Annotated in this window: 20 protein-coding genes; 3 read left to right on the plus strand and 17 right to left on the minus strand. The window is 64.9% G+C overall.

Translation table 11 applies throughout. The features are described 5' to 3' along the window. The first annotated feature begins 162 nt into the window (after window positions 1-162). Window positions 163-687 carry a pentapeptide repeat-containing protein gene (locus Q8P38_08215; protein ID MDP4014580.1) on the plus strand — a complete coding sequence of 175 codons (525 nt, stop codon included), beginning with the start codon at window positions 163-165 and terminating at the stop codon, window positions 685-687. A 216-nt stretch (window positions 688-903) separates the two neighbouring features. Here Q8P38_08215 and Q8P38_08220 read toward each other — a convergent pair whose 3' ends face one another. Genes Q8P38_08220 through Q8P38_08250 form a run of 7 tightly spaced genes read right to left on the minus strand, consistent with a single transcriptional unit; the run spans window position 904 to window position 6,735 of the window. Next, complete coding sequence (locus tag Q8P38_08220; protein ID MDP4014581.1) at window positions 904-1,545, minus strand: hemerythrin domain-containing protein; 642 nt, start codon at window positions 1,543-1,545, stop codon at window positions 904-906. 27 nt (window positions 1,546-1,572) lie between these two features. Continuing rightward, window positions 1,573-2,859 carry a citrate synthase gene (locus Q8P38_08225; protein ID MDP4014582.1) on the minus strand — a complete coding sequence of 429 codons (1,287 nt, stop codon included), beginning with the start codon at window positions 2,857-2,859 and terminating at the stop codon, window positions 1,573-1,575. A gap of 22 nt (window positions 2,860-2,881) precedes the next feature. Further along, a complete protein-coding gene (locus Q8P38_08230; GenBank protein ID MDP4014583.1) occupies window positions 2,882-3,325 on the minus strand; it encodes a hypothetical protein in 444 nt (147 codons plus the stop codon). After that, entirely contained in the window at window positions 3,322-4,437 is a 1,116-nt protein-coding gene (gene dapC / locus Q8P38_08235) for a succinyldiaminopimelate transaminase (GenBank protein MDP4014584.1), read from the minus strand. Before dapC ends, Q8P38_08230 begins: the two co-directional genes overlap by 4 nt. Before the next feature lie 20 nt (window positions 4,438-4,457). Further along, on the minus strand, window positions 4,458-5,498 hold the full coding sequence (locus tag Q8P38_08240; GenBank protein ID MDP4014585.1) for a prephenate dehydrogenase/arogenate dehydrogenase family protein: 1,041 nt from the start codon (window positions 5,496-5,498) through the stop codon (window positions 4,458-4,460). Continuing rightward, entirely contained in the window at window positions 5,462-6,406 is a 945-nt protein-coding gene (locus Q8P38_08245; protein MDP4014586.1) for a prephenate dehydratase domain-containing protein, read from the minus strand. The genes Q8P38_08240 and Q8P38_08245 overlap by 37 nt, the downstream gene beginning before the upstream one ends. After that, a complete protein-coding gene (locus tag Q8P38_08250) occupies window positions 6,403-6,735 on the minus strand; it encodes a ferredoxin family protein (protein MDP4014587.1) in 333 nt (110 codons plus the stop codon). Before Q8P38_08250 ends, Q8P38_08245 begins: the two co-directional genes overlap by 4 nt. Window positions 6,736-6,824: 89 nt before the next feature. Here Q8P38_08250 and Q8P38_08255 point away from each other — a divergent pair, with 89 nt between their 5' ends. After that, window positions 6,825-7,823, plus strand: coding sequence for a GNAT family N-acetyltransferase (locus Q8P38_08255; protein MDP4014588.1), 999 nt, complete (start codon window positions 6,825-6,827; stop codon window positions 7,821-7,823). Here the strand turns inward: Q8P38_08255 and Q8P38_08260 are convergent. Beyond that, the gene (locus tag Q8P38_08260; GenBank protein ID MDP4014589.1) at window positions 7,765-8,202 is read right to left on the minus strand and encodes a DUF6113 family protein; all 438 of its coding nucleotides are present in this window, start codon (window positions 8,200-8,202) and stop codon (window positions 7,765-7,767) included. The genes Q8P38_08255 and Q8P38_08260 overlap by 59 nt on opposite strands. Further along, complete coding sequence (gene mshB / locus Q8P38_08265; GenBank protein MDP4014590.1) at window positions 8,199-9,089, minus strand: N-acetyl-1-D-myo-inositol-2-amino-2-deoxy-alpha-D-glucopyranoside deacetylase; 891 nt, start codon at window positions 9,087-9,089, stop codon at window positions 8,199-8,201. Before mshB ends, Q8P38_08260 begins: the two co-directional genes overlap by 4 nt. Window positions 9,090-9,425: 336 nt before the next feature. Here mshB and Q8P38_08270 point away from each other — a divergent pair, with 336 nt between their 5' ends. Further along, complete coding sequence (locus Q8P38_08270) at window positions 9,426-11,504, plus strand: prolyl oligopeptidase family serine peptidase (protein ID MDP4014591.1); 2,079 nt, start codon at window positions 9,426-9,428, stop codon at window positions 11,502-11,504. Between the two features lie 9 nt (window positions 11,505-11,513). Here Q8P38_08270 and Q8P38_08275 read toward each other — a convergent pair whose 3' ends face one another. The 8 genes from Q8P38_08275 to Q8P38_08310 all read right to left on the minus strand — a co-directional run bounded on the left by Q8P38_08275 (window position 11,514) and on the right by Q8P38_08310 (window position 20,914). Further along, entirely contained in the window at window positions 11,514-12,527 is a 1,014-nt protein-coding gene (locus tag Q8P38_08275) for an ATP-binding cassette domain-containing protein (GenBank protein ID MDP4014592.1), read from the minus strand. Next, window positions 12,520-13,500, minus strand: coding sequence for an ABC transporter ATP-binding protein (locus Q8P38_08280; GenBank protein MDP4014593.1), 981 nt, complete (start codon window positions 13,498-13,500; stop codon window positions 12,520-12,522). The genes Q8P38_08275 and Q8P38_08280 overlap by 8 nt, the downstream gene beginning before the upstream one ends. Before the next feature lie 6 nt (window positions 13,501-13,506). Further along, window positions 13,507-14,424, minus strand: a complete 918-nt coding sequence (locus Q8P38_08285; protein MDP4014594.1) for an ABC transporter permease — start codon at window positions 14,422-14,424, stop codon at window positions 13,507-13,509. Further along, window positions 14,417-15,343: an ABC transporter permease gene (locus Q8P38_08290; GenBank protein ID MDP4014595.1), complete on the minus strand. Its 927-nt coding sequence runs from the start codon at window positions 15,341-15,343 to the stop codon at window positions 14,417-14,419. Before Q8P38_08290 ends, Q8P38_08285 begins: the two co-directional genes overlap by 8 nt. A 23-nt stretch (window positions 15,344-15,366) precedes the next feature. Further along, entirely contained in the window at window positions 15,367-16,998 is a 1,632-nt protein-coding gene (locus Q8P38_08295) for an ABC transporter substrate-binding protein (protein ID MDP4014596.1), read from the minus strand. A 110-nt stretch (window positions 16,999-17,108) separates the two neighbouring features. After that, entirely contained in the window at window positions 17,109-18,353 is a 1,245-nt protein-coding gene (locus Q8P38_08300) for a Coenzyme F420 hydrogenase/dehydrogenase, beta subunit C-terminal domain (protein MDP4014597.1), read from the minus strand. A 5-nt stretch (window positions 18,354-18,358) separates the two neighbouring features. Beyond that, a complete protein-coding gene (locus tag Q8P38_08305; protein MDP4014598.1) occupies window positions 18,359-19,954 on the minus strand; it encodes a hypothetical protein in 1,596 nt (531 codons plus the stop codon). 54 nt (window positions 19,955-20,008) lie between these two features. Then, the gene (locus Q8P38_08310; protein MDP4014599.1) at window positions 20,009-20,914 is read right to left on the minus strand and encodes a polyphosphate kinase 2 family protein; all 906 of its coding nucleotides are present in this window, start codon (window positions 20,912-20,914) and stop codon (window positions 20,009-20,011) included. Window positions 20,915-21,175 lie beyond the last annotated feature (261 nt).

Here is a 21,175-nt window from a genome sequence, read left to right on the forward strand (position 1 = left end):
CCCGCTCCTCATGAGCCGCATGACCGCTGAGGACTCCGGTCTGGTCGTACGGCACAGCGGCGAGCCGTCCAGCCATCGCGGCGCGGCAGCCGACAGAATCGATCCGGCCACGGATCTGGCTGTCAGCGAGCGACCGTAGCCAAGCCAAGGCATACTGCCAACATGCACGGTAAACGAATAGGAATCGCAACCCTCGCCGTAGGCGCAGCCCTAGTACTGGGCGCGTGCTCAAGCCAACCCGACACCGAACCAGCCCGCGACGTCGGCCCATCACCATCCACGTCGGCCCCAGCCCTCCGAGACTGCACGAACATCCCAAGAACTCCCAGAGCCAACCTGTCCAGCTGCGACCTGCGCGCGGCGGACCTGCACTGGGAGAACCTGACCGAGGCGAATCTGGCCGGGGCGGACCTGACCAGGGCGAATCTGACCAGGGCGAATCTGACCGAGGCGAACCTGACCGGGGCGAACCTGCGCGGGGCGAACCTGACCGAGGCGGACCTGCGCGGGGCGGACCTGCCCATGGCGGACCTGCCCATGGCGAACCTGACCGAGGCGGACCTGCGCGGGGCGGACCTGCGCGCGGCCAACCTGACCGGGGCGAAACTGGCCGGGGCGAAGCTGAGACGCGCCACTTGGACAGATGGTCGGGTATGCGCGGAGGGATCAATCGGCGAGTGTAAGTAGGTCCTAGGTCTCCCGAGCCGCTGCGGGCACTCGTTTTCGGCAACGCCAATAGCTTGTAGTTCTAAGCGCGCCGGAATCGCCCGCCAACCCCGCCACGAGCGCGGAGCCACCCCCCGGCCGTTCCGTCAAACCGCGGCAGATGCATCTGCCGTCATGAGCTTCGTCGAGCGAACTGAGGATTCCCGAGGGAGCCGCCCTCCCCTACGCGGCGTCCTGTCAGCAGGCAAATGACCGGGAGAGTGCCCGGTACCTGCGCGTGCGAATCGGTCGAACAAACCAGCGCGCGAAGAACGGCACGGCTCGCCAGACAGTCGCCTGATCCGCGGGGCTCGCACCATCGCTCATCCAAGGCAGCAGGAGTCGGCCACACTCATGCGCACTCGAGAACTTCCGGTACTCGCGCAGGTCCTTCTCCGTCAGGTACTTCCGCAGGATCTTCGTGGCGTCGCGCTCCTCATGCGCGGCGTGCCCGGAGAAGGCAACAACCAAATCGTCGAGCCTGGCCAGGATCGCGTCTACGTCAGCGATGCGGCCGACTGCCAGCGCGGCGAACTCGTCATCCAAGCTCGCGATCGGTTCAGCGAGGACGTTGTGCTCGGCAACCATGGCGTTGATGACAACTAGCTCCTCAGGCTTGCGCGACCTCTCCCTGACGACAGGCCACATGTACTTGTCCTCGGCGGCTTGATGCGTCCTCAATTGACATGACACGAACTGCCACCTGGCCGCCGCTGAACACGCGCGCTCCCTATCGCCCTCCTTGATCTCCTTCAGGCAGCTTCGAACGCGGACGAAGTCCCGCTTGCAGGCGGCGTGCATGAGCCGGTTCGTGGTCAGGTCCGCTGGCTTGTCGCTCATCACCAAGCTCCTAAGCCAGCGGGCATCTCAGCGGCTGGCCATCGGCACGTAGTCGCGAGCGCGCTCCCCCACATACACCTGACGCGGACGCCCGATCTTGGTTTCAGGATCGTTGATCATCTCGCGCCACTGAGCGATCCATCCTGGTAGCCGACCCAAGGCGAACATCACCGGGAACATGCGGCACGGGAACCCCATCGCCTTGTAGATCAGGCCCGTGTAGAAGTCCACGTTCGGATAGAGCTTGCGGGACACGAAGTAGTCATCGGCCAAGGCCACCTCTTCCAGATGGAGCGCGATGTCCAGAAGCGGATCCTGCACCTTGAGGGCTTCAAGAACGTCGTGTGCCTTGTCCTTGATGATGGCCGCGCGCGGATCGTAGTTCCTGTACACGCGGTGCCCGAACCCCATCAGGCGGATCCCTTCCTCACGGCTCTTCACCTGCTCAATGAACTTGCTGGCTCCGACCCCGGACTGGTGAATCTGCTCCAGCATCTCCACGACCGCTTGGTTCGCACCGCCGTGCAGGGGTCCAAACAGCGCGTTGATGCCCGCGGACACAGAGGCGAACAAGTTGGCGCGCGCGGACCCCACGAGCCTGACCGTCGAAGTCGAGCAGTTCTGCTCATGATCCGCGTGCAAGAGCAGCAGCAGATCCAGAGCCTCTACGACTACGGGATTCGCCTGGTAGTCCTCAGCGGGCACGCCGAATGTCATTCGCAGCAAGTTGTGCACGTAGCCATACCGGTTGTCCGGATACAGGTACGGCTGGCCTACAGACTTCTTGTACGCGTACGCGGCGATCGTAGGCAGCTTCGCCAGTAGTCGGACCGTGGAGATCTCAACTTGCTCATCGTCGTCAGGATCAAGGGAATCTTCGTAGAAGGTCGACAGCGCGCTCACCGCGCTGGAGAGCACAGGCATTGGATGCGCCTCCCGCGGGAATCCGTCGAACAGGCGCCGCAGATCCTCATGCAAGAGAGTGTGCCTATTGATCCGCTGCTGATACTCGGCCATCTGACCGGCCGTCGGCAGCTCTCCGTAGATGAGTAGATACGCGACCTCGAGGTAGTTGGACTGCAGGGCCAACTGCTCGATGGGATAGCCGCGGTAGCGCAGGATTCCCTCGTCACCGTCGATGTAGGTGATCTTCGAACGGCACGATGCCGTGTTACCGAAGCCGATATCGAACGTCACGCCGCCGGTGGACTTCAGCAGCGACGAGATGTCGATCCCCGACGGCCCCTCCGACGGTGACACGACCGGCAGGTCCAAGTCCAGACCCGCATGGCGCAGACTCGCGATGTCGTTCACGCACGCTCTCCAACCATCGCCTTCACGCCGCTCCGGGTGGCAGATGGTCACTCGGTCCGCCCACGCCAAAGTACTCACGCGCTGCTCTTGTGTTGTTCAGCACTAGGGCTACCGCGTTGAGCGCCAACACGGCACAACCGGTGCCATAGGCGAGCGAGAATAGAGCGAAGAACAGGTTGATGACCATCAGAATATTGGCCAGCATCCACGACTGCGGATCTCCAGCGAGCTGCTGCCGGGCAACCCACAAGTAGATGAATCCAAGCAGCCCCGAAAGCATCGCTGCCAGAATCCAGTACCAGTCGCTGATCGGTGCCCCGTAGAACTCCTGGATTTCACCCGGCCGAATCGCCAGGACGGCATAGAGTCCTGCCGTGATGAACTGCAGGACAGCCCCCACTACGAACAGGACGGCGACTCCCGTCACGGAGCCGGGTCGGCTGGGCACACGTAGCTGACTACTCATGGTTCGCATACTAGACGCTCGGGTGACCCTAATGCCCAACCCCAGGTGAGTTCCGCGATCCTCGCCGCGGCCTCGTCGACCTGAGAGTCACTGGCAGTCAGCGACAACCTGATGTGCCGCCCGCCCAGCGCGCCATAGAAGTCTCCAGGGGCGACGACGATCCCGGCGTCGGCAAGCCTGCCCACAGTCACGTCACAGGGTTCATCCAGGGACGCCCACACGAACAGCCCGGCTTGGTCATCATCAACGACGAACCCGCGCTGCCGCAGGGCAGCGGCTAGGACTTCGCGCCGACTCTGGAAGCGCTTCCTTGCCAGCGCGGCCAGGCTGTCGTCGGACAGGGCGGCGGCCCCGGCGGCCTGCACAGGAGTCGGGACAAGCAACCCAAGATCGCGTCTGCGCTGAAGCAAGCGGCGAACCACGCCCTGGTCACCGCTGACGAATCCGCATCTGTACCCCGCCATCGAGTAGGTCTTGGACAACGAGTGGAGCGCTAGGACGTTGTCGAAGGAACCGCCGCTGACATCTGGATGCAGTACCGAGTGCGGGCGATGCCCAGTCGGCGCCAGTTCTATGTAGCACTCATCGCTGACTAGCAGGCTGCCCCGGTCCCGCGCCCACTGGACCATCTTGTGCAGATGCTCAGGCGGGAGCACCTGTCCTGTCGGATTGGACGGGGTGTTCACCCACACGATCGACACCCTCGCGGGCCCCAGCGCCAGCAGGGAATCGGAGACCACTACCCGACAGCTGGCAAGATCGGCGCCGACCCGGTACGTCGGATACGCCAGATGGGGAATCACAACAGTGTCGGCGGCTCCCAAGCCCAGCAGCGTGGGCAGCAGTGCGATCAGTTCCTTGCTCCCGATAGTCGGCACGACATCGCGTGGGTCTATCGCCGCGCCAATCCGTCGTGATGCCCAGCTCGCGAACGCCGACCGCAGGTCATCGGTTCCGTGGGCGGTTGGATAGCCGGGAGCATCGCCAGCGTTGGAAAGGGCATCCCGGATCGGCGCTGGTGTTTCATCGACCGGCGTCCCTTGCCCGAGATCGATCACGGCTAGGCCCGATGCGATTGCCCTCGGGCGCACTTCCGCGATCCGTTCAACCACGTTCCTCGGGGGAACCATGCTCACTGACCAGCCCGAGCCGACCACGTCGACGCCCAGGAGCCGGGCCCGTCACCGCGTAGATCCAGCATCACCGACCCCGTGTCAACCAGCCCGGCCATGTGAGCCCTGAGGTCAGCCGGGGAAGCGTGGCTGGCTGATTCCCCTGGGCTGCGCTCGAGCCGTTCGAGATCGAGCCGAGCCTCGTGAGCCGACTTCAGCCACTCCTGAAGCCCAGCGATGTCTCCATCATCTAGATACCGCGCCGCCCGCAGAAGTTCGGCACTTGCCAGGCGAGCCCGCTCGGCCGCGCACCGAGCGTTGGCGGCGACGAACTCCGCTGTGCGCGCTGGGGGTGAAGCGCACACCCGACTGATGTCGCGGAATGAGCCAGCCGCCAGCCGCAGCGCCAGTGTCCGGTGTGGTTCGGTGGCCGCCGCTCGCCCCAGCGCCCCGGCTAGAAGGTGAGGCAGATGCGACACCTCAGCGACGACAGCGTCATGTGTGGCCGCCGTGACCGGCACGGGAAACGCCCCGAAAGCCAGGACCGCCCTCAACACGACGATCAGCGCCTTCGGGTCAGTCAACTCGTCGATCACTACTGGCCACGCGGCTCCGACGAACAGGTCCGCGCTGCCCGCACCAACGCCGGAAAGCTGCGACCCGGCCATCGGGTGCGTCGCGACGAACGGGAACCGGCCACTGTCAGCGCGCCACACTTCGACAATGGGCGACTTCGCCGAACCCAAATCCATCGTCGGAACCCGCGGCCCCGACTCCTGCAACCGGGCCAGGATCTGCGCGTTCACCCCCGTCGGCGCCGCCAGCATCATCAGATCCACGCCGGACATCTCGTCGGTCGAAGCCACGGGCCTCACGCCGAACTTCAGCGCCTCATCCATGATCCGCGAGTCCAGATCCAGTCCCAGGACTTCAACCCCTTGGCCGGTCAGCGCCCGGGCGGCGGAGGAACCAATCAAGCCCAGGCCGCAGATGCCCACGACCCGCAACATCTCCGACCCCCCGCTCACGGTGCCTTGTGCTCCAGCAGTGAATCGATCCACGAGTCCAGCGTGGCGGCCCCGACAGACCCTGGGGGCGGAAACTCTCCGATCCGGCCTTCGCTGACAGCCGGATTGAGCGGGTAGCAGCCAAGGATCTTGACCTCGGCCGGAACTCGCGCGGCGCAGGCCAGAGCTTCGCGAATCCGCGAATCCGCGAGGTGCCCGCGTGCGGTTAGCAAGAAGCAGTACTCCCCCAGGCGAGTTCTCAACCGTCGGGAGCTGATCGAGGTCAGTGCGATGTCTCTGCTTGAGAAGCAGGCGAGGATGTCCGCCAGGACGCCTGTGCGGTCCCCCACGGGCGTCACCACGACGGCCGTTGTGTCATGCCCAGTCGCAGGAGCTGGCTTACGCCTCAGAACGGCCATGCGCGTGGCCACGCCGGAGTGGTCTTCCGCGACGCCGCGCAGAACAGCGAGCGCGTGCAAACGGCCAGCCTTCGCGGAAGCTATCGCCGCGACAGCCGGGTCGTCCTGACCGGCGACGCGAGCGCAGGCCTCCGAGACCGACTCGACTAGGGTCAGTTCCGCGCCAGAGGATTCGATGAACCGCCGGCACTGAGCCGCTGCGGCCTGGGTCGTGATCAGGCGCCGAACTCCCGCCGCACGGGCGCCGGCCAAGCCGACGACCACGTAGCTGATGGGCACGACGAGTTCTTCGTTTATGAAGCAAATGGATGACCGGAAGATCAACTCGTCGATAGTGCTCGACACGTCCCCCTCGACCGAACTCTCCAGCGGCACAATGCCAGCCGCGGCCTCTCCCGCTTCGACGCTGAAGATCACATCAGGCACGCTGGCACGCGGCGAGACCTCGCCAACCCACGGAACCGCCAACATGTCGACCGCGGAGTGCGTGAACGATCCCGGCGGGCCAAGGTAGGTCAGCAACTCCCCCGCACCATCAGTCACTCGTCGTGTTCCTGCGGCGGCAGGGCAGTCACGAGAGGAACGTCCTTCTCCCATGGCCCATGCTTGGCCGCGCCGCCGAGGTCGGAATCGGGGATTCCTGTGAAGAACTCCGCGTTGGCGTCGGTGTATGGCGTGTACTCGTCCGGAACGTCGTCTTCGTAGAAGATCGCCTCCACGGGACATACCGGTTCGCAGGCGCCGCAGTCGACGCACTCATCAGGGTGGATGTAGAGCATGCGGTCGCCCTCATAGATGCAATCCACCGGACATTCATCCACGCAAGCCCTGTCCTTGAGGTCAACACAGGGCTGGGTGATGACGTAGGTCATCTGTCCTCCTCGCCAATTCTCGAACGCGGATTGGGCACCGCTTGGACCTAGTATCGTCAATTCCACCACGCCTTGTACAAGGGGGCACCGTGCCGTCATTCCCTGCCGCCAGGGGTTCTATCAACGCGTCGCCGTCAGACATCGGCCGTCGGCTCACCGTTCGCTATCGGGATGGCTTCGCGAAGCCGGAGCGTGAAGCCGCTGGAGTCCTTGACCGCTGGACCGGTGGACTCGCTGACGGGATCCTGCAGATCCGGAGCCGCGATGGCAGCGAACTGAGGATCCGGGCAGAGGACCTAGTCGCGGCCAAAGTCATCGAGCCTGAGATCTCGGCATACGAACTCCAGTGGCTCGCCGAGCAGGCGTGGCCGCCGATGGAATCGCAGTCCCTCAACGGCTGGGAGCTCCGCGCATCTCAGGGAGCCACCTGGCGAGCGAACAGCGTCCGCGTCGCGGGCAGGCCGCCGAAGTCGCTGGCTGACACGTTGCGCAAGGTCGAGCGGTGGTACGCCAAGTTCGACGTCACGCCCAAGCTGCAAGTCCCGGCGCCATCAGGACTCGACTCGGAACTGGACGAACTCGGCTGGACTGTCGCGCGGACGAGTCGAATGATGATCGCTTCGGTGTCGCACTTGGCTGCCACGGCTGGAGCCGCGCGCAGCCGGTCCGATCTGGACATCGAGGTCCGCGACGGCCAGAACCCGGAATGGATACGTCTGATCGCCAGCTATAGGCCAGAGGCCGCCCAGGAATTCGACCACATCATGGACGCGCCAGGTCCTGCCGCGTTCGTGTTCTGCCGAAACGCCGACGGAGTGCTGCTGGGAGCCGGGCGGGGCCTGGCCCTTGGCGACTGGGCGAGCATCACGAACATCGACACGCTCTCCCAGTCGAGGCGTGAGGGGATAGCGACAGCGATCTTGGCACGCCTTGCCCAGTGGGCCGTGGAACAGAACGCCAAGAACTGGTTCCTGCAGGTGTCAGCCGACAACACCGCCGCCCGCGCCTTCTACGAGAAGCACGGGTTCGTCAAGCATCATCGATACCAATACCGCAGTCCGACCCAGTCTCAGCCCCCGGGGGAGTGACGGGCTCCGGACTCCGGTCCGCGGGTCTGATCCGGGCGGGAAGCGAAGCTGCCGCGGCCCCAAGCACTGCGCCGCCAAACAGGTAGACGACGGGCACGACGCCTTCGGCGATCACGACGTTCCCGCCCGGCAGCGGCACCGCCAGCACCAGAGTCATCACTAGCCATCCAACGAACCAAGCCGCGGCCGGCGTGCGGGATTCCCAGCTGTGGACTAGCGCTCGCTGAGTCGCGCCCAACGCGGCCAGAACCAGCACAAGTCCGACGGGGATCTGAACGCTCGCGACGTTGGCGCCGATCGCCTGGACGAACCCACCCAAGAGTCCGAGTGCCGCGCCTCCGAGGACCACCGGCAGCAACCACCAGCGGGACTCACTCATAGGACTACGCCGCTGAACAAGTCATCTTCCGGCTGTCCGCTGGGGCCGTCCCCGCGCTGGCCCTTGGCTAGACGGAAGTGCTCAAAGGCGAACACTGGGGTGCCGACATTGTCCGCAAGCGCGAAGAAGCCGCTTCCCATGTTGATCTGGCTGGCGTGCGCGTGCAGGGCCGCGACCTTTCGGTCCATCACGCTCGAGACGTCGATGGACGCCCCGATCCAATCCGTGGGGCAGGCGAAGGGCAGATCGTCGGCATCCAACGACGCGAAATCAGACTGGTCCCCCATGGCCCTGAGGGCCTCGATACCGGCGCGGACCATGTCGATTGGGAATGCCGTCCAGTAGATCTTGGGTACGTCCCAAGCCGGTCCGATGTCAGGCCGGTACGACGCGACCTGAGCCAGGGCCGCGGCATAGGTCGTGACGCGGTGGGCCTGGATGTGGTCCGGATGACCGTAGCCGCCGAAGTCGTCATATGTGACGAGCACGTGCGGCCGCGCGTCCCTGATCACCTCAACCAAGTCGGTCGCGGCCTCGCGCAGATCGGCCCGCCAGAAACTGTCCGGGTCCTCGTTCGACGGCTCGCCCATCATCCCCGAGTCGCGGTACTTGCCCGCACCGCCGAGGAACCGGAAATCCGTCACTCCCAGGGCTGACATCGAGGCCGCCAGCTCCGACATCCGGTGTTCCCCCAGCCCACCCTCGGCGCTTGAGCGCAGGTGTTGGATTCCGGGGAGCAGAATCTCGCCCTCTTCGCCGAGAGTGCAGGTCACCAGAGTGACGCTGCCCGTCCCAGCGGCATGCTTGGCCATCAGGCCACCTGTGGTGATGACCTCGTCGTCCGGATGCGCGTGCACAACCATGAGTCGGCGTCCGTGTTCAGCCATTGACACACACTAGAGCCTGCCCCTGACCCGCCCGTGGCCTGCCGGCGGCCTGCGGGCGGCCATGGCCTGCCCCCGCCTGACGAAGCGGCCGTTTCCGACAAACGCGACCGTTACGCAAAGAAACGCTCGTTGTAACGGGCGCGTCTGTACCCAAACGGGCGCGTTTGCGCGAAGCGGCCGGTTCCGCGGGGGCGGGCGGGGCGGGCGGGGCGGGCGGGTAGGGCGCGCGGGTCGGGCGGGTCGGGCGGGCGGGGCGCGCGGGTAGGGCGCGCGGGTCGGGCGGGTCGGGCACGGGGACGCGAGCAACGCCCCCCAGGTTTGCGGCAGGATCCTGGCATGGCAAGCGACTTCCCACGAAGGCACGCGCTGACTAGAGGGTTCCGGCTTGGAGCGCCCCGCAACCTGGCTATCCCCCCAGGCGGCTCTGGCGTGATGTTCCTCAGATCCAGTAGCGGAGTAGATCCGGTCAATGACCTGTGGATCGCGGAGCTCGCCACATCCGGGGACATCCGCGAGGAGCGACTGGTGGACGCGCGGTCACTGCGCGATGGCGTCGACCACGAGTTGCCAGCGGCGGAGCGCGCGAAGCGGGAACGCGTCCGAGAGATCGGTGAGGGCATAACGTCGTTCTCGGCTGACGAATCCGGAGCCCGCGTCTGCTTTCCGCTGACGGGCAGGCTGTTCGTGACGGAGGTGTCGGCACGCGAGACTCGGCGAATCGGCAGTGACACAGATGTGGCTGAATGCCGGATCGCGCCAACCGGCGAAGCCGTCGCGTACACCACTGGGGGTTCGGTCAAGATCGCCGACCTACGCACAGGCCAGACCCAGGTTCTGTGCGCCCCGGAGACTCCAGAGCAATTCTGGGGGACAGCGGAGTTCATCGCCGCCGAGGAGATGAACAGGTTTGACGGCATGTGGTGGTCGCCAGCGGGGGACCGCCTGCTGGTGACTCTGACCGACGAGTCGGAGGTGCCGGTTTGGTGGATATCGGACCCCGCGAACCCAGCCACGCCGCCAGTCCAGCATCGCTACCCCGCAGCCGGCACAACCAACGCCGACGTCTCACTCTGGCTGGTGAATCTGGCCGGTGACAGGGTCCGCGTGGACTGCGGCGACTTCGAGTACCTGACCCGCGTGAGTTGGTCGATGCATGGCGACCCGATAGCGCAAGTACAAAGCCGCGACCAACGCACCTGCCGCATCCTGTCAGTCAACCCCGCCGACGGCTCCACGACATGCGTTCGGGAACGCACGGGCGACTCCGTGATCGAGCTAGTCCCGGGAGCCCCAAGACTCACCGAACATGGCGTGATCGAAGTTGTCGACGACCTCGAGACGGATACGCGCAGACTGGTCCTCAATGGCACGCCTATCTCCGAGCTCGGCCTGCAGATCGGGGCGGTCCTGTCCGATGACAGCCGTGGTTGCGTCGTCTTGGCGAGCACCGATCCAACGACAACTGACATGTACTTCATAGATTGGGATGGCGAAGCTCGGCGCCTAACCCAGCCGGGAGGCCGAGTCCTCGGCCGGGCGAGCGGTAACGTGTGCGTGACGCAACGATCAGACCTGACCGAGCCGATCACGATGACCACCGTGACCGTCGCCGACCTGGTCACCCAGATCAGGTCCTACGCCGAGCGGCCGTCGGTCACGCCGAGGCCGCGGTTCCTGCTGGCAGGTCCGGATCGGATCCGAACGGCCGTGCTGATGCCAACCGAGCCACGCCCCGGCGCCCTCCCGATCCTCATGTCGCCATACGGCGGACCGCACGCCCAGAGGGCCATCGCCTCTGCCGCCTCCTACGTCACTGACCAATGGCTCGCGGATCAGGGATTCTGCGTCGTCGTGGCTGACGGTCCCGGGTCCCCCTACCGGGGCCCTGCCTGGGAGGCGCGCATCCAGGGGGACCTCGCCGCCGGCCCGCTGGCCGGACAGATCGCCGCGCTCGAAGCGGTCATCGAGGATCTCGGAGATCGAGTGGACCCTGGCAGAGTCGGGATCCACGGCTGGTCCTTCGGCGGCTACCTTTCCGCCCTGGCGGTCCTGGAGCGACCTGACCTGTTCCACGCGGCCGTGGCGGGAGCGCCCGTCACCGAGTGGGCGCTCTATGACACCCACTACACCGAGCGGTATCTGGGGATGCCGTCGCAGGAACCGGGCGCCTACGAACGATCCAGCCTGCTGGTGCGGGCGGCTCAACTCCGGCGCCCGCTACTGATCGTGCACGGACTCAGCGACGACAACGTAGTCGTCGCGCACACGCTGCGCCTGTCAGCCGCACTGCTGGCGGCCGGTCGCGAACATTCGGTTCTGCCGTTGTCGGGAGTGACGCACATGACCCCACAGGAAGTCGTCGCGGAGAATCTGCTCCTGCGCGCTGTCTCGTTCTTGCGCGACGCTCTGGCCTGAGGCGATCCGTCATTCTCCGCTGTCGCCGGCGTCCGGGCAGTAGCAGGCCACCAAGTGGTCCGGCGAGCTTCCCGGAACCGGCTCCAGTTTCGGAGGGGATCCAGAGCACGCATCGTAGGCCTTCCAGCACCGCCACCGGAACCGGCACCCAGCGCCGAGAGTCGCGTCGGACCCAGACGCTCGCCCAGCGGTGTCCGTTAGGCTGCTCGGGACGGCCCCGGCCCTTCGTCGGGCCGCGGCCAGCAGCGACCTCGTATACGGGTGGGCCGGGCGGCTGTAGATGTCATCGCGCCCCCCCGTCTCGACTATGGAGCCCGAGTACATCACCGCCACCTTGTCGGCGATCTGGCGCACGACGGCCAGGTCGTGACTGATGAACACGTACGACAAGCCCAACTCGTCCCGCAGATCGAGCAACAGATTCATGATCTGCGCCCGGACCGACACGTCCAGGGCCGAAACCGGTTCGTCAGCAACGACGATCTTCGGCCGCAAGGCGATCGCCCTGGCGACTCCGATGCGCTGACGCTGGCCGCCGGAGAACTGATGCGGGTACCTGTTGGCGAACTCCGGGCCCAGTCCGACCTGCTCGAGCAGCCCAGCGACGGCCTGCCTGGACGATCGGTTCGGTGCCAGCGCGTCCGGATGGATGGCGAAGGGCTCTCGAAGGATCGCCGAGATGGTCATCCTCGGATTCAGCGACAGGTACGGATCCTGAAGCACGATCTGGATGTCCCGCCGCTTCCGGCGAAGCTGACGGGCCGAGAGTCCAGCCAGGTCATCCCCGGTTACTTCGACGGACCCAGAAGTCGGGGCCTCCAGCCCGAGCAGCAACCTGGCCGTGGTCGACTTCCCAGACCCGCTCTCACCGACTATTCCGACGGACTCCCCCGCGCGCAGTGTCAGCGTCACTCCGTCTACCGCCCTGACTTCGCCGATAGTGCGTTTCCAAATGACTCCGCGCCGGATCGGGTAGACCTTTGTCAGGTTCGTCGCAGCCAGGACGATCGGGCGCTCAGCCATGCGACATGACCTCATCAGCCCGCCAGCAGCGGCTCCAGTGATCTGGCGCCGCCAGGGACCACTCGGGCTCCCGCGCGCACAGATCGATCGCGAGCGCGCACCTGGGCCGGAACAGGCAACCGGACGGCAACTTCATCAGGCTTGGGGGAAGGCCAGGGATCGCGGGCAACCTGCCTAACCCGTCGTCCAGCGACGCCACGGACCGCATGAGCCCCTGGGTGTATGGATGAGCTGTGTTAGCGAGTACAACGGCCGTCTCGCCCTGTTCCATGGCGCGGCCCGCGTACATGACGGTGACCCTGTCGGCCGCGCTGGCGGCAACACCGAGGTCGTGGGTGATCAACACCAGTCCCATTCCGGTCTCAGCCCGGAGCTCTGATAGGAGGTCCATGATCGCGGCCTCGACCGTCACGTCCAAGGCCGTAGTCGGCTCGTCGGCGATCAGGACTTCGGGTCGCAGCGCGATCATCATCGCGATCAGGATCCGTTGCCGCATGCCCCCAGAGAACTGATGAGGGTAGTCCCCGTACCGCTTGTCCGCGGAGGGGATTCTCACGCGTGTCATCGCGTCGATCGCGGCCGCGCGCGCGTCCGCGTGCCCGAGATGCTCATGGACCGTGAACATCTCCGCCACCTGCCGACCCACGCTGACTACGGGGTTCAGAGCCGACAAGGCGTCCTGGAAGACGATGGCGATTCGCCGGCCTCGGATCTGCCTGTACTCCTTCTCTGTCGCGCCCACTAGCTCCGTACTCGACAAGCGGATGCTCCCGGAAACTATGCGTGCCCGTTCGGGCAGCATCCCCATCACAGCCAGCGCCGTCATCGACTTACCCGAGCCGGACTCCCCCAGCAGCGCGACGGCCTCGCCAGCGTTCACCGAGAAGCTGATCCCGTTCACCGCGCGGGCCTCACCATCCCTACTCGAGATGCGAACCGAGAGATCCGAAACTTCAAGCACTGGATCAGCCATCACTGCTCACGCCCTGAACTTCGGGTCCATGGCGTCACGTATCGCGTCGCCGAGCAGGATGAAGGCCAGCACTGTCGCGCTCAGGAACGCGGCGGGGAACAAGAGGGTCCACGGCGCCTGGAAGAACACCGATTGAGCGTCACTGATCATGGTTCCCCAGGAGAAGTCCGGTGGTCGGATCCCAAGCCCCAGGAACGAGAACGTGGCCTCCGCCGCGATGAAACCGCCCAACGACAGCACCGCGATCACGATGCCGGGACCCGCGGCATTGGGCAGGATGTGCCGCACCATGATCCGCGCGTTTCCGGCCCCCAGTGCCCGCGCGGCGAGCACGTAGTCCTGCCCTTTGGCCTCGATGGTGGTGGATCTGACGATCCGGGCCGCTGCCACCCACCCCAGGACCGATAGCACGAACACGACTCCCCAGATGCCGGGCAACGAGATCGCGCTCAGCGCCACGATCCCGCCAAGGATCAACGGCAGCCCGAAGAACACATCAACGACGCGAGACAGCACCGAGTCCAGCCACCCGCCGGAGTATCCCGCGATCAGTCCGACTGTGGCACCCAGGACCGTCGTGGCGATCGTGGCGATGACACCGACGGCCACGCTCGGCCTGGCCCCGTACACGCTCAACGCGTACACGTCGCACCCCTGCTGATCGGTCCCGAACCAATGCTCACCGCTCGGCGGTAGCAGGGAATCCGCCAGGGCGCAGCCGCCCGTCAGTGATGACGTGTGCTCGACGTCTGAGAAGAAACCTGGGAACAACACCATCCCGGAGACCAACACGATCAGCACGGCACTGATCCAGAACACGAAGCTGTGCCGCAGGTCAAACCACGCGTCACGTGCCAGAGTGCGCGTCGGCCCGGTGTCGGCTCCAGCCAGGGCGACCTCTGCGGTGGGGGTGAGGTCAGTCATACCGGATCCTCGGATCCAGAACGGCGTACAGCACATCAACCAACAGGTTCATCAACAGGTAGGCGATCACCAACGCCGTGACCGTACCGACGACCACGACAGCCTCACCCAGCCGGATGGACGAATACAGCTGCTGACCGATTCCGGGCACGTTGAAGATCCCCTCGACTACGACCGCTCCCCCCATCAGGGCCGCAAGGTCAGCGCCCAGGAAGGTGACCACGGGGATCAAGGAGTTGCGCAAGCCATACTCCCTGATGATCCGGCGCGCTGGCAGACCCTTGGCCCGGGCTGTGGAGAAGAAGTCCTGATTCACCGTTTCCAGCAGACTCTGCCTAGTCAGCCTGAGCACGTAGGCCAACGACAGCAGCGCCAGGACCGTGGCCGGCAGCAAGTAGCTGACCGGCCATCCGTCCGCGATCCCGGACGCGGGGAGCCAGCCCAGCTTCACGCCTATGACCCACTGGGCGACGTAGGCCAGCACGAACACAGGGATCGAGATCACGACCAGGGTTCCGCCCAACGCCAGTGAGTCGATGACTCCTCCCCGGCGCAGCGCTGCCCATACCCCGAGGGAGACGCCGATGAGTATCTCGATGACTAGGGCAGTGAGGGCCAGCTGCACGGTTACTGGCCAGCGTTCGGCGAAGATCTCGGTGACGGCTTGACCAGAGAAAGTGGTTCCCAGATCCCCGGTGAATATCCCCATTAGGTACTTCGCGTACTGAACGAAGAAGGGGTCATCAAGATTGAACTGCGAAGTCAGATACTCCAGGTAGGCCGGGTTCTCCTGCCGACCCCCGGCCAGGTTGTCCAGCGGGTCACCGGGCACCGCGAACATCAGGAAATAGATGAGGAACGTCGTGCCCAGAAACACCGGAACTACCTGCAGCAACCGCCGCAGAACGTAGCGACCCAAGGTCCCTCACTTCGAGGTTGGGGTTACTTCACGACCCTGATCTCGGCCAAGTTCACGAACTGCTGCGAATTCACCTTGACGTTGGACACGTTCTGAGAGTACCCGGCCACAATGTTCGGGAACTGAGTCGGAGCCAGCCAGAAGTCGTCCATGGCCACCTGCTCCGCGCGTTGCCAAATGGCCACCTGCTCGCCGGGGGATTGGGTGGCGTTGCCTTCCTGCATCAACTTGTCGAACCGGGGATTGTCGTATCCGAAGTCATTGCCACCGCCATCCCGGCTGAAGAGCGGCCCGATGGTGCTCGCCAGAGTCGGGTTGTCGGCCGCCCAACCGGCTTGGAAGAGGTCCCCGGGTTCAGCGTTGTCGAGGGCGTCGAAGTACGCCTGATAGTTGGGCAGCACCTTGATGGTGCATTCGATCCCCAAGTTGCGCTGGAGCTGGTTACAAATCGCCTTCTCCACTTGCTGCGTCGCACTCGCGAGCGACATGAGCCGGACCTTACCGCCGGGCAACCCGCCGGCCTGCTGAAGGCTCTTCTTCGCGGCGGCGGCATCAAATACGCACTTGTCGCCGCACAGGTCCGTTCCGCCGCCTGGAGCGGCATCCGACACGAAACTGAGCGCCCGCTGACGAGTGCCATAGAACAACTTGGAGTTGATCTCCGCCCAGTCGATGGCCTTGGAAATGGCCACCCGAGTGGCCTTGTCCTTGAACGCCTCGCCTTTGGGGAACCCGAAGAAGCTGACTAGCAGGGAGGCGCTGTCGTTGATGAATCGATCGCCGAGCACTTGCTCGGCATTGGCCAGCGCGTTTTGCGGAAGGATAGGCGCGACATCGAGCGTCCCGGCCTGCAAATCGGACCAGAGCGTGTTGTTATCCGCGTAAACCCGGAACTCAATGTTGTCGGCATTACCCGGGGTTCCGGCGTATCCGGAGTTCTTGGCCAGAGAAACTTCGGTGGCGCTCCACGGCCTCTTCAACTGATATGGACCGTTGCCGATCGGCTGCTTGCCATATGCCTTGATGTCCTTGAACGCGACCGATGGCATCGGTAGGACAGGCGGCCCCGCCAGGAAGTTCTTGAACAGCGCGTCGCCCAGCGGTGAGACAAGCGACACCTGAATCGCGTTCTTGCCCACAGCCTTCAATCCTGACATTGTCTTGGACTTCGGCTCGGCCTTCGGGTTGGAAGGCGCCACGTCCGCGTAGCCCTTGACGTTCAACTGGCTCGGTCCGAAGACGAACCCGAGTTGCTGGCCGTTGGGTGCGTACGCCGTGAAATTCCATGTGTCGATGAACGTCTTCGCCGTGATCGGCTCCCCGTTGGTGAACTTCCATCCGGAGTTGAGCTCGATCTTCCACGTCTTCCCGTTGTCCGCCGTGGACACCTGGCTCGTCAGGCCCGTCTGCTCCGGAACCAAAGTCCCGTCATCTTGAGTCTGGAACGCGAACAGACCCGTGAACAGAACACTGAGCACATTCGCGCAGTAGATGTCGTAGCAGTTGCTCGGCACGAAGCTGCGCGAGGACTCGATGGCAACCGAGTAGGTCCCGCCAGTCGGCCCCGGCGTCGGCTGGTCATTCTTTCCGCATGCGGCCAAGACCAGAGCCCCCGCTACGACACCACACGCTAGCAACTTGACGCGGTTCCTCATTGTCACTCCTCACGACTCGACCAAGCCTAGCGCCGCGACTCCCTGATTGGCGTTCCGTCGGATGCCTGGGCCGTGCGCGGTGCTGCGCGCGGCGACCTCACCGAGGCTGCTCAGCAACTGACTTGATAGTGCTGACTGCGATACGCCGGAGGCGCGGCTGCCGCGCGCGAGGTCCCAGCGTAAGCCGCGATGTGATCCGGGTAGCTGATCCAAAGCTCGCCAGTCGGATCGAAGTCGCGTTCGAGAGCCCGCTCCGCGCCGCGCTGGTCTCGCGTCGCCAGCTTCGCGACCAACCCCAGGTCGGGCGCGGGTTTGACCTCCAAAGCGGAGGCCGCGAACTCCATAGCCGCGCGCCCGGCGTCTGTCCTGGCGAGCACCGTGGTCCAGCCCGGGTCGCTGCCGATGCTGCCCACGGCGATGTCAGCCGACCGACCGGCGAAGTCAGCGCATTCCGCGCACCCCCGCAGGGCAGCGCTCCGGATGTCGCGGACCGGCAAGCGCAGGAGCTCTTCGCCGCCCTGTGCCCAGCCGATCATCTCGCCTGCACGCACGTCGATCCGGGCCAGTCGCGTCACGTCAACACCTGTGGCTGCCAGGGCCTCCGCGAGCTTGTCCCCGTCGAATGACCGCGTGCAGAACAAGGCGACCGTGAGCACCACAGCGTCCGCGGCGGTCTGGCGGTATCGCCACGGGAAGCGCTGGAGCGCCCGCAACACGCTCACCTGGCATGGCGTTCCAACGAAAGCGAGCCGGTGGACGTCTTCCGGCAAAGGTGAGTTGAGCTCAACGAGCGCCTGTGATTGCGTATATACACTTCCGGCGCACGCCCGCAGCTCGTCCTCGGTCCGCGCGAGAACGGGATTGCCGGCGAACACTCCATCCGGCCGGTTGACGATCGCGCCGTCGATGACCTCGTCCTTCAGGAGCTTCGACAGCAGCGCGGTCACGACACCGCCGTCCTGCGCACTCTCGACTCGAGCCGCGGCCCTGGCCGAGGACGCGTCGAGGACTTCGATCATGCCCGATTCTTGGGCGCTGTCAGCCTGGCCGTCCAAGACGGACGCGAGTCTCTCGGTGCGAAGCCCTCCCATCGGGCAGTAGTCCCAGCACGCCGAGCATCCCGTGCACATTTGGACCAGCGTCGGGCGACCGTCCTCGCCGACATTTATCGAACGCGACGGGCACGCCGCTATGCAGCCGCCACATCTGATGCACCGATCGGCGTCGATCACAGCCGCCGCGGTCCTGTGGAACCAAATCTTCTCCGGCAGCTCCGGCACGCCACTGGCCGCCGCGATCTCGTCGCGCACATCCGCGGCAGGATCGATGAACGCCGCCGGCGCCGACGTGGCCACCGGGTTCACCTCTGGCTCCCCGATGTCGCGTCAACCCTGTCCAAGACATCACCGAAATCTCGAGCATCCAGTGAGCCCAGGCTGGCTTCGCCGCTGGCGACCTCAACTAGCGCCGACGTGATCGCGTCGAAGGTCGTGCTCGCTGGCGCTCCCAGACAGGCCCAGCTCCCCAGTCTTCCCGCCCCCGAGTCTCCCCCGACGGCGACGTCAAAGGCGTCGAATATCTGAGTATCCGTCTTGCCCATCGTCGCCCTCAAGCCGATGTGAGCCAGCGGTATTTGGGCGCACGAGGCCTTGCAGCCAGACATATGAATTCGCAGACCCTCCAGACGATCCCATCCCCCGACTGGCACGTTGCGGCGAAGGTGCTCGGTCAGCTGCGTGCCGTAGGTCTTCATCGGCAGGATCGCGAACTTGCAGAATGGAGCGCTCGTGCATGCCACGACCGCGCGTTCGAACGGATCTGGTTCAGGTCGGAAGCGCTCCAGCAGTGGCTCAGCTAGCAGCCGAGCCGTGTCGCTAACGCCGGTCAGCACCAGGCTTTGGCGTTGCGTCAGGCGCACGTTGCCATCCCCATGAAGCCGGGCCAGCCGCGAGATCTCGCGCAGGTCATCAACTCCCACTCGCCCCACTGGCACCGACAGCCCAACGTAGGAAGTCCCGAACTTGTCAGTGTTCACGCCGAGGTGATCGGCGGTTTCCCATGTCGACAGATCCTCGCCACGGGGCTCAAGCGACCCGTCGGGCACGCGAGCGCGCAACTCTGAGGCGATGCGCACCGGACCCAGCCGATGGACAAGTGCCCTGAAACGATTGACGCTTGAATGCTCGTAGTCGCCTTCGGCTCGGAACAGATCCAGAAGGGCCGCGACAACTTTCGGTGCCACCGCCGGCTCGATGAACATGTCCAAAGCGGTCGCCAGCCGCGGGTAGTCGGACAGTCCGCCCCCAACGTGGACGCCGAACCCGACGCGGCCCGCGCGCCGAGCCGGGGTGAAGGCGACGCAATTCACTCTGGCCACGACGCAATCGGTCGGGCAGCCAGTCACCGCGACCTTGAACTTGCGCGGCAGGAAGGCCGTCAGACGCTCGTCGCTGCCCATCAGAGCCTCGATGGCTTCAACTACCGGGCCGACTTCGAGCAAACCTCGGCCATCGACCCCATCCACGGCACACGCCGTCACATTGCGCAGGGTGTTGCCACAGGACTCGACCGAACCAACGCCTACCGCGCCGAATCGAGCCCATATCTCGGGCAGGTTCTCGAACCGTATCCAATGGATCTGCAGGTCCTGCCGAGTTGTGATCTCGGCGAAGCGGTCGGGGTCTGAATGTCCCGGCGAGCGCACGCAGAAGTCATTGACGACTCCCACGATCGCATCCAGCTGGTCAGCGTTGAGTCGGCCGCCGGGGATCCGGACCCTCATCATGAACGTGTCTTTGAAGCGGTCGTCGTAGACGCCGACCATGCGGAGTTTGCCGATGCCAAGGGGGCCACGGTCCGACGGATGCAGATCCGCCAATTCTGTCGGGCCTGACCTCAGGATCGCCGCCATCACGTCCGACGGAGCCTGATCTTCAGCGAAGAGTTGTGTTTTCATGCCTTGAGTCCGAGCGAATGGAAGACCCGAGCATAGCAACGCTTGTACGCGGCCTCACTCGGCCTCGAGTGCTGCGCGCGCTGCCTTCAAGGCGATGCGCTCATCCGCGCTCACCTCGGGGTAGCGCAGACCCATCCCGGTGACGGTTGTGCTGACGATGTCGGCCACCAGTGCGCGCATAGCCCATTTGCGGTCCGCCGGGATAACCCACCAGGGGGCCCGATCGGTCGATGTCTCCTGGATCATCTCTTCGAACGCCACCTGGTACGCGTCCCAGAAGCCCCGCTCTTTGACATCCGCGGATGAGAACTTCCAGTTCTTGTCCGCGTGATCGAGTCGTTCGAGGAACCGCTTCCGCTGCTCTTCCTTTGACAGGTGCAGGAAGAACTTCAGTACAACTGTTCCGTTGCGGTCCAGATGCCGTTCGAAAGCGTTGATGTCCTCGTAGCGCGCCCGCCAGAAGCCCTGGTCCCGCGGTCCAGGCGGCAGTTTCTGCGACTGGAGGATCTCTGGATGGACCCGCGTGATCAGGACTTCCTCGTAGTGGGACCGGTTGAAGATCCCGATCCGGCCGCGTTCGGGTAGGGCCTTGGCCGCGCGCCAGAGGTAGTCATGGTCCAGTTCCTCAGCGCTCGGCTGCTTGAAGGACGTGACGCTGCATCCTTGAGGGTTGACGCCGCTCATTACGTGCTTGATGGTCCCGTCCTTGCCCGCGGCGTCCATCGCCTGGAACACCAGCAGCAGCGCGAACCTGTCATCGGCGTACAGGATGTCCTGAGCCGCTTCTAGCTCCGCTTTGCTCGCGGCCAGAATCTGTTCGCCCGAAGCCCGCCGCTCGTCTTTAGGCATAGCCTCCAACTGATCCGGCAGCCACTTAGTGTCGAAGGCACTCAGCCGGAACCCGCGGCTTTCCTTGTGGTCGATGCGCAATCTCTCCAGGGTGTCCCGGCTCAGCGCCATCTTGTCCCTCTCCTCCGACAGTCGATCGGTTCAAGGCATGCTCGCACGTCTGGGGGCGGGCCGCGCGTTAGCCTGAGCCCCCGCCGGGCCGCCGTCATTCGCCCCTGCGGAGGCCCAGATGGTGCGAAGCCTCTGATGATCAAGCTCGTCAGCGAGCTTCCCTTCCTGGGTGATCGTCGACCCCCATGATCAGCAGAGGATTTGCATCATCTAGCTGCCTTGAGCCTGAGCTCGCCGACCGATCACACCCGTCTGTGGATT

The sequence above is a fragment of the Candidatus Nanopelagicales bacterium genome, from assembly GCA_030700225.1.
Lineage (GTDB): Bacteria > Actinomycetota > Actinomycetes > S36-B12.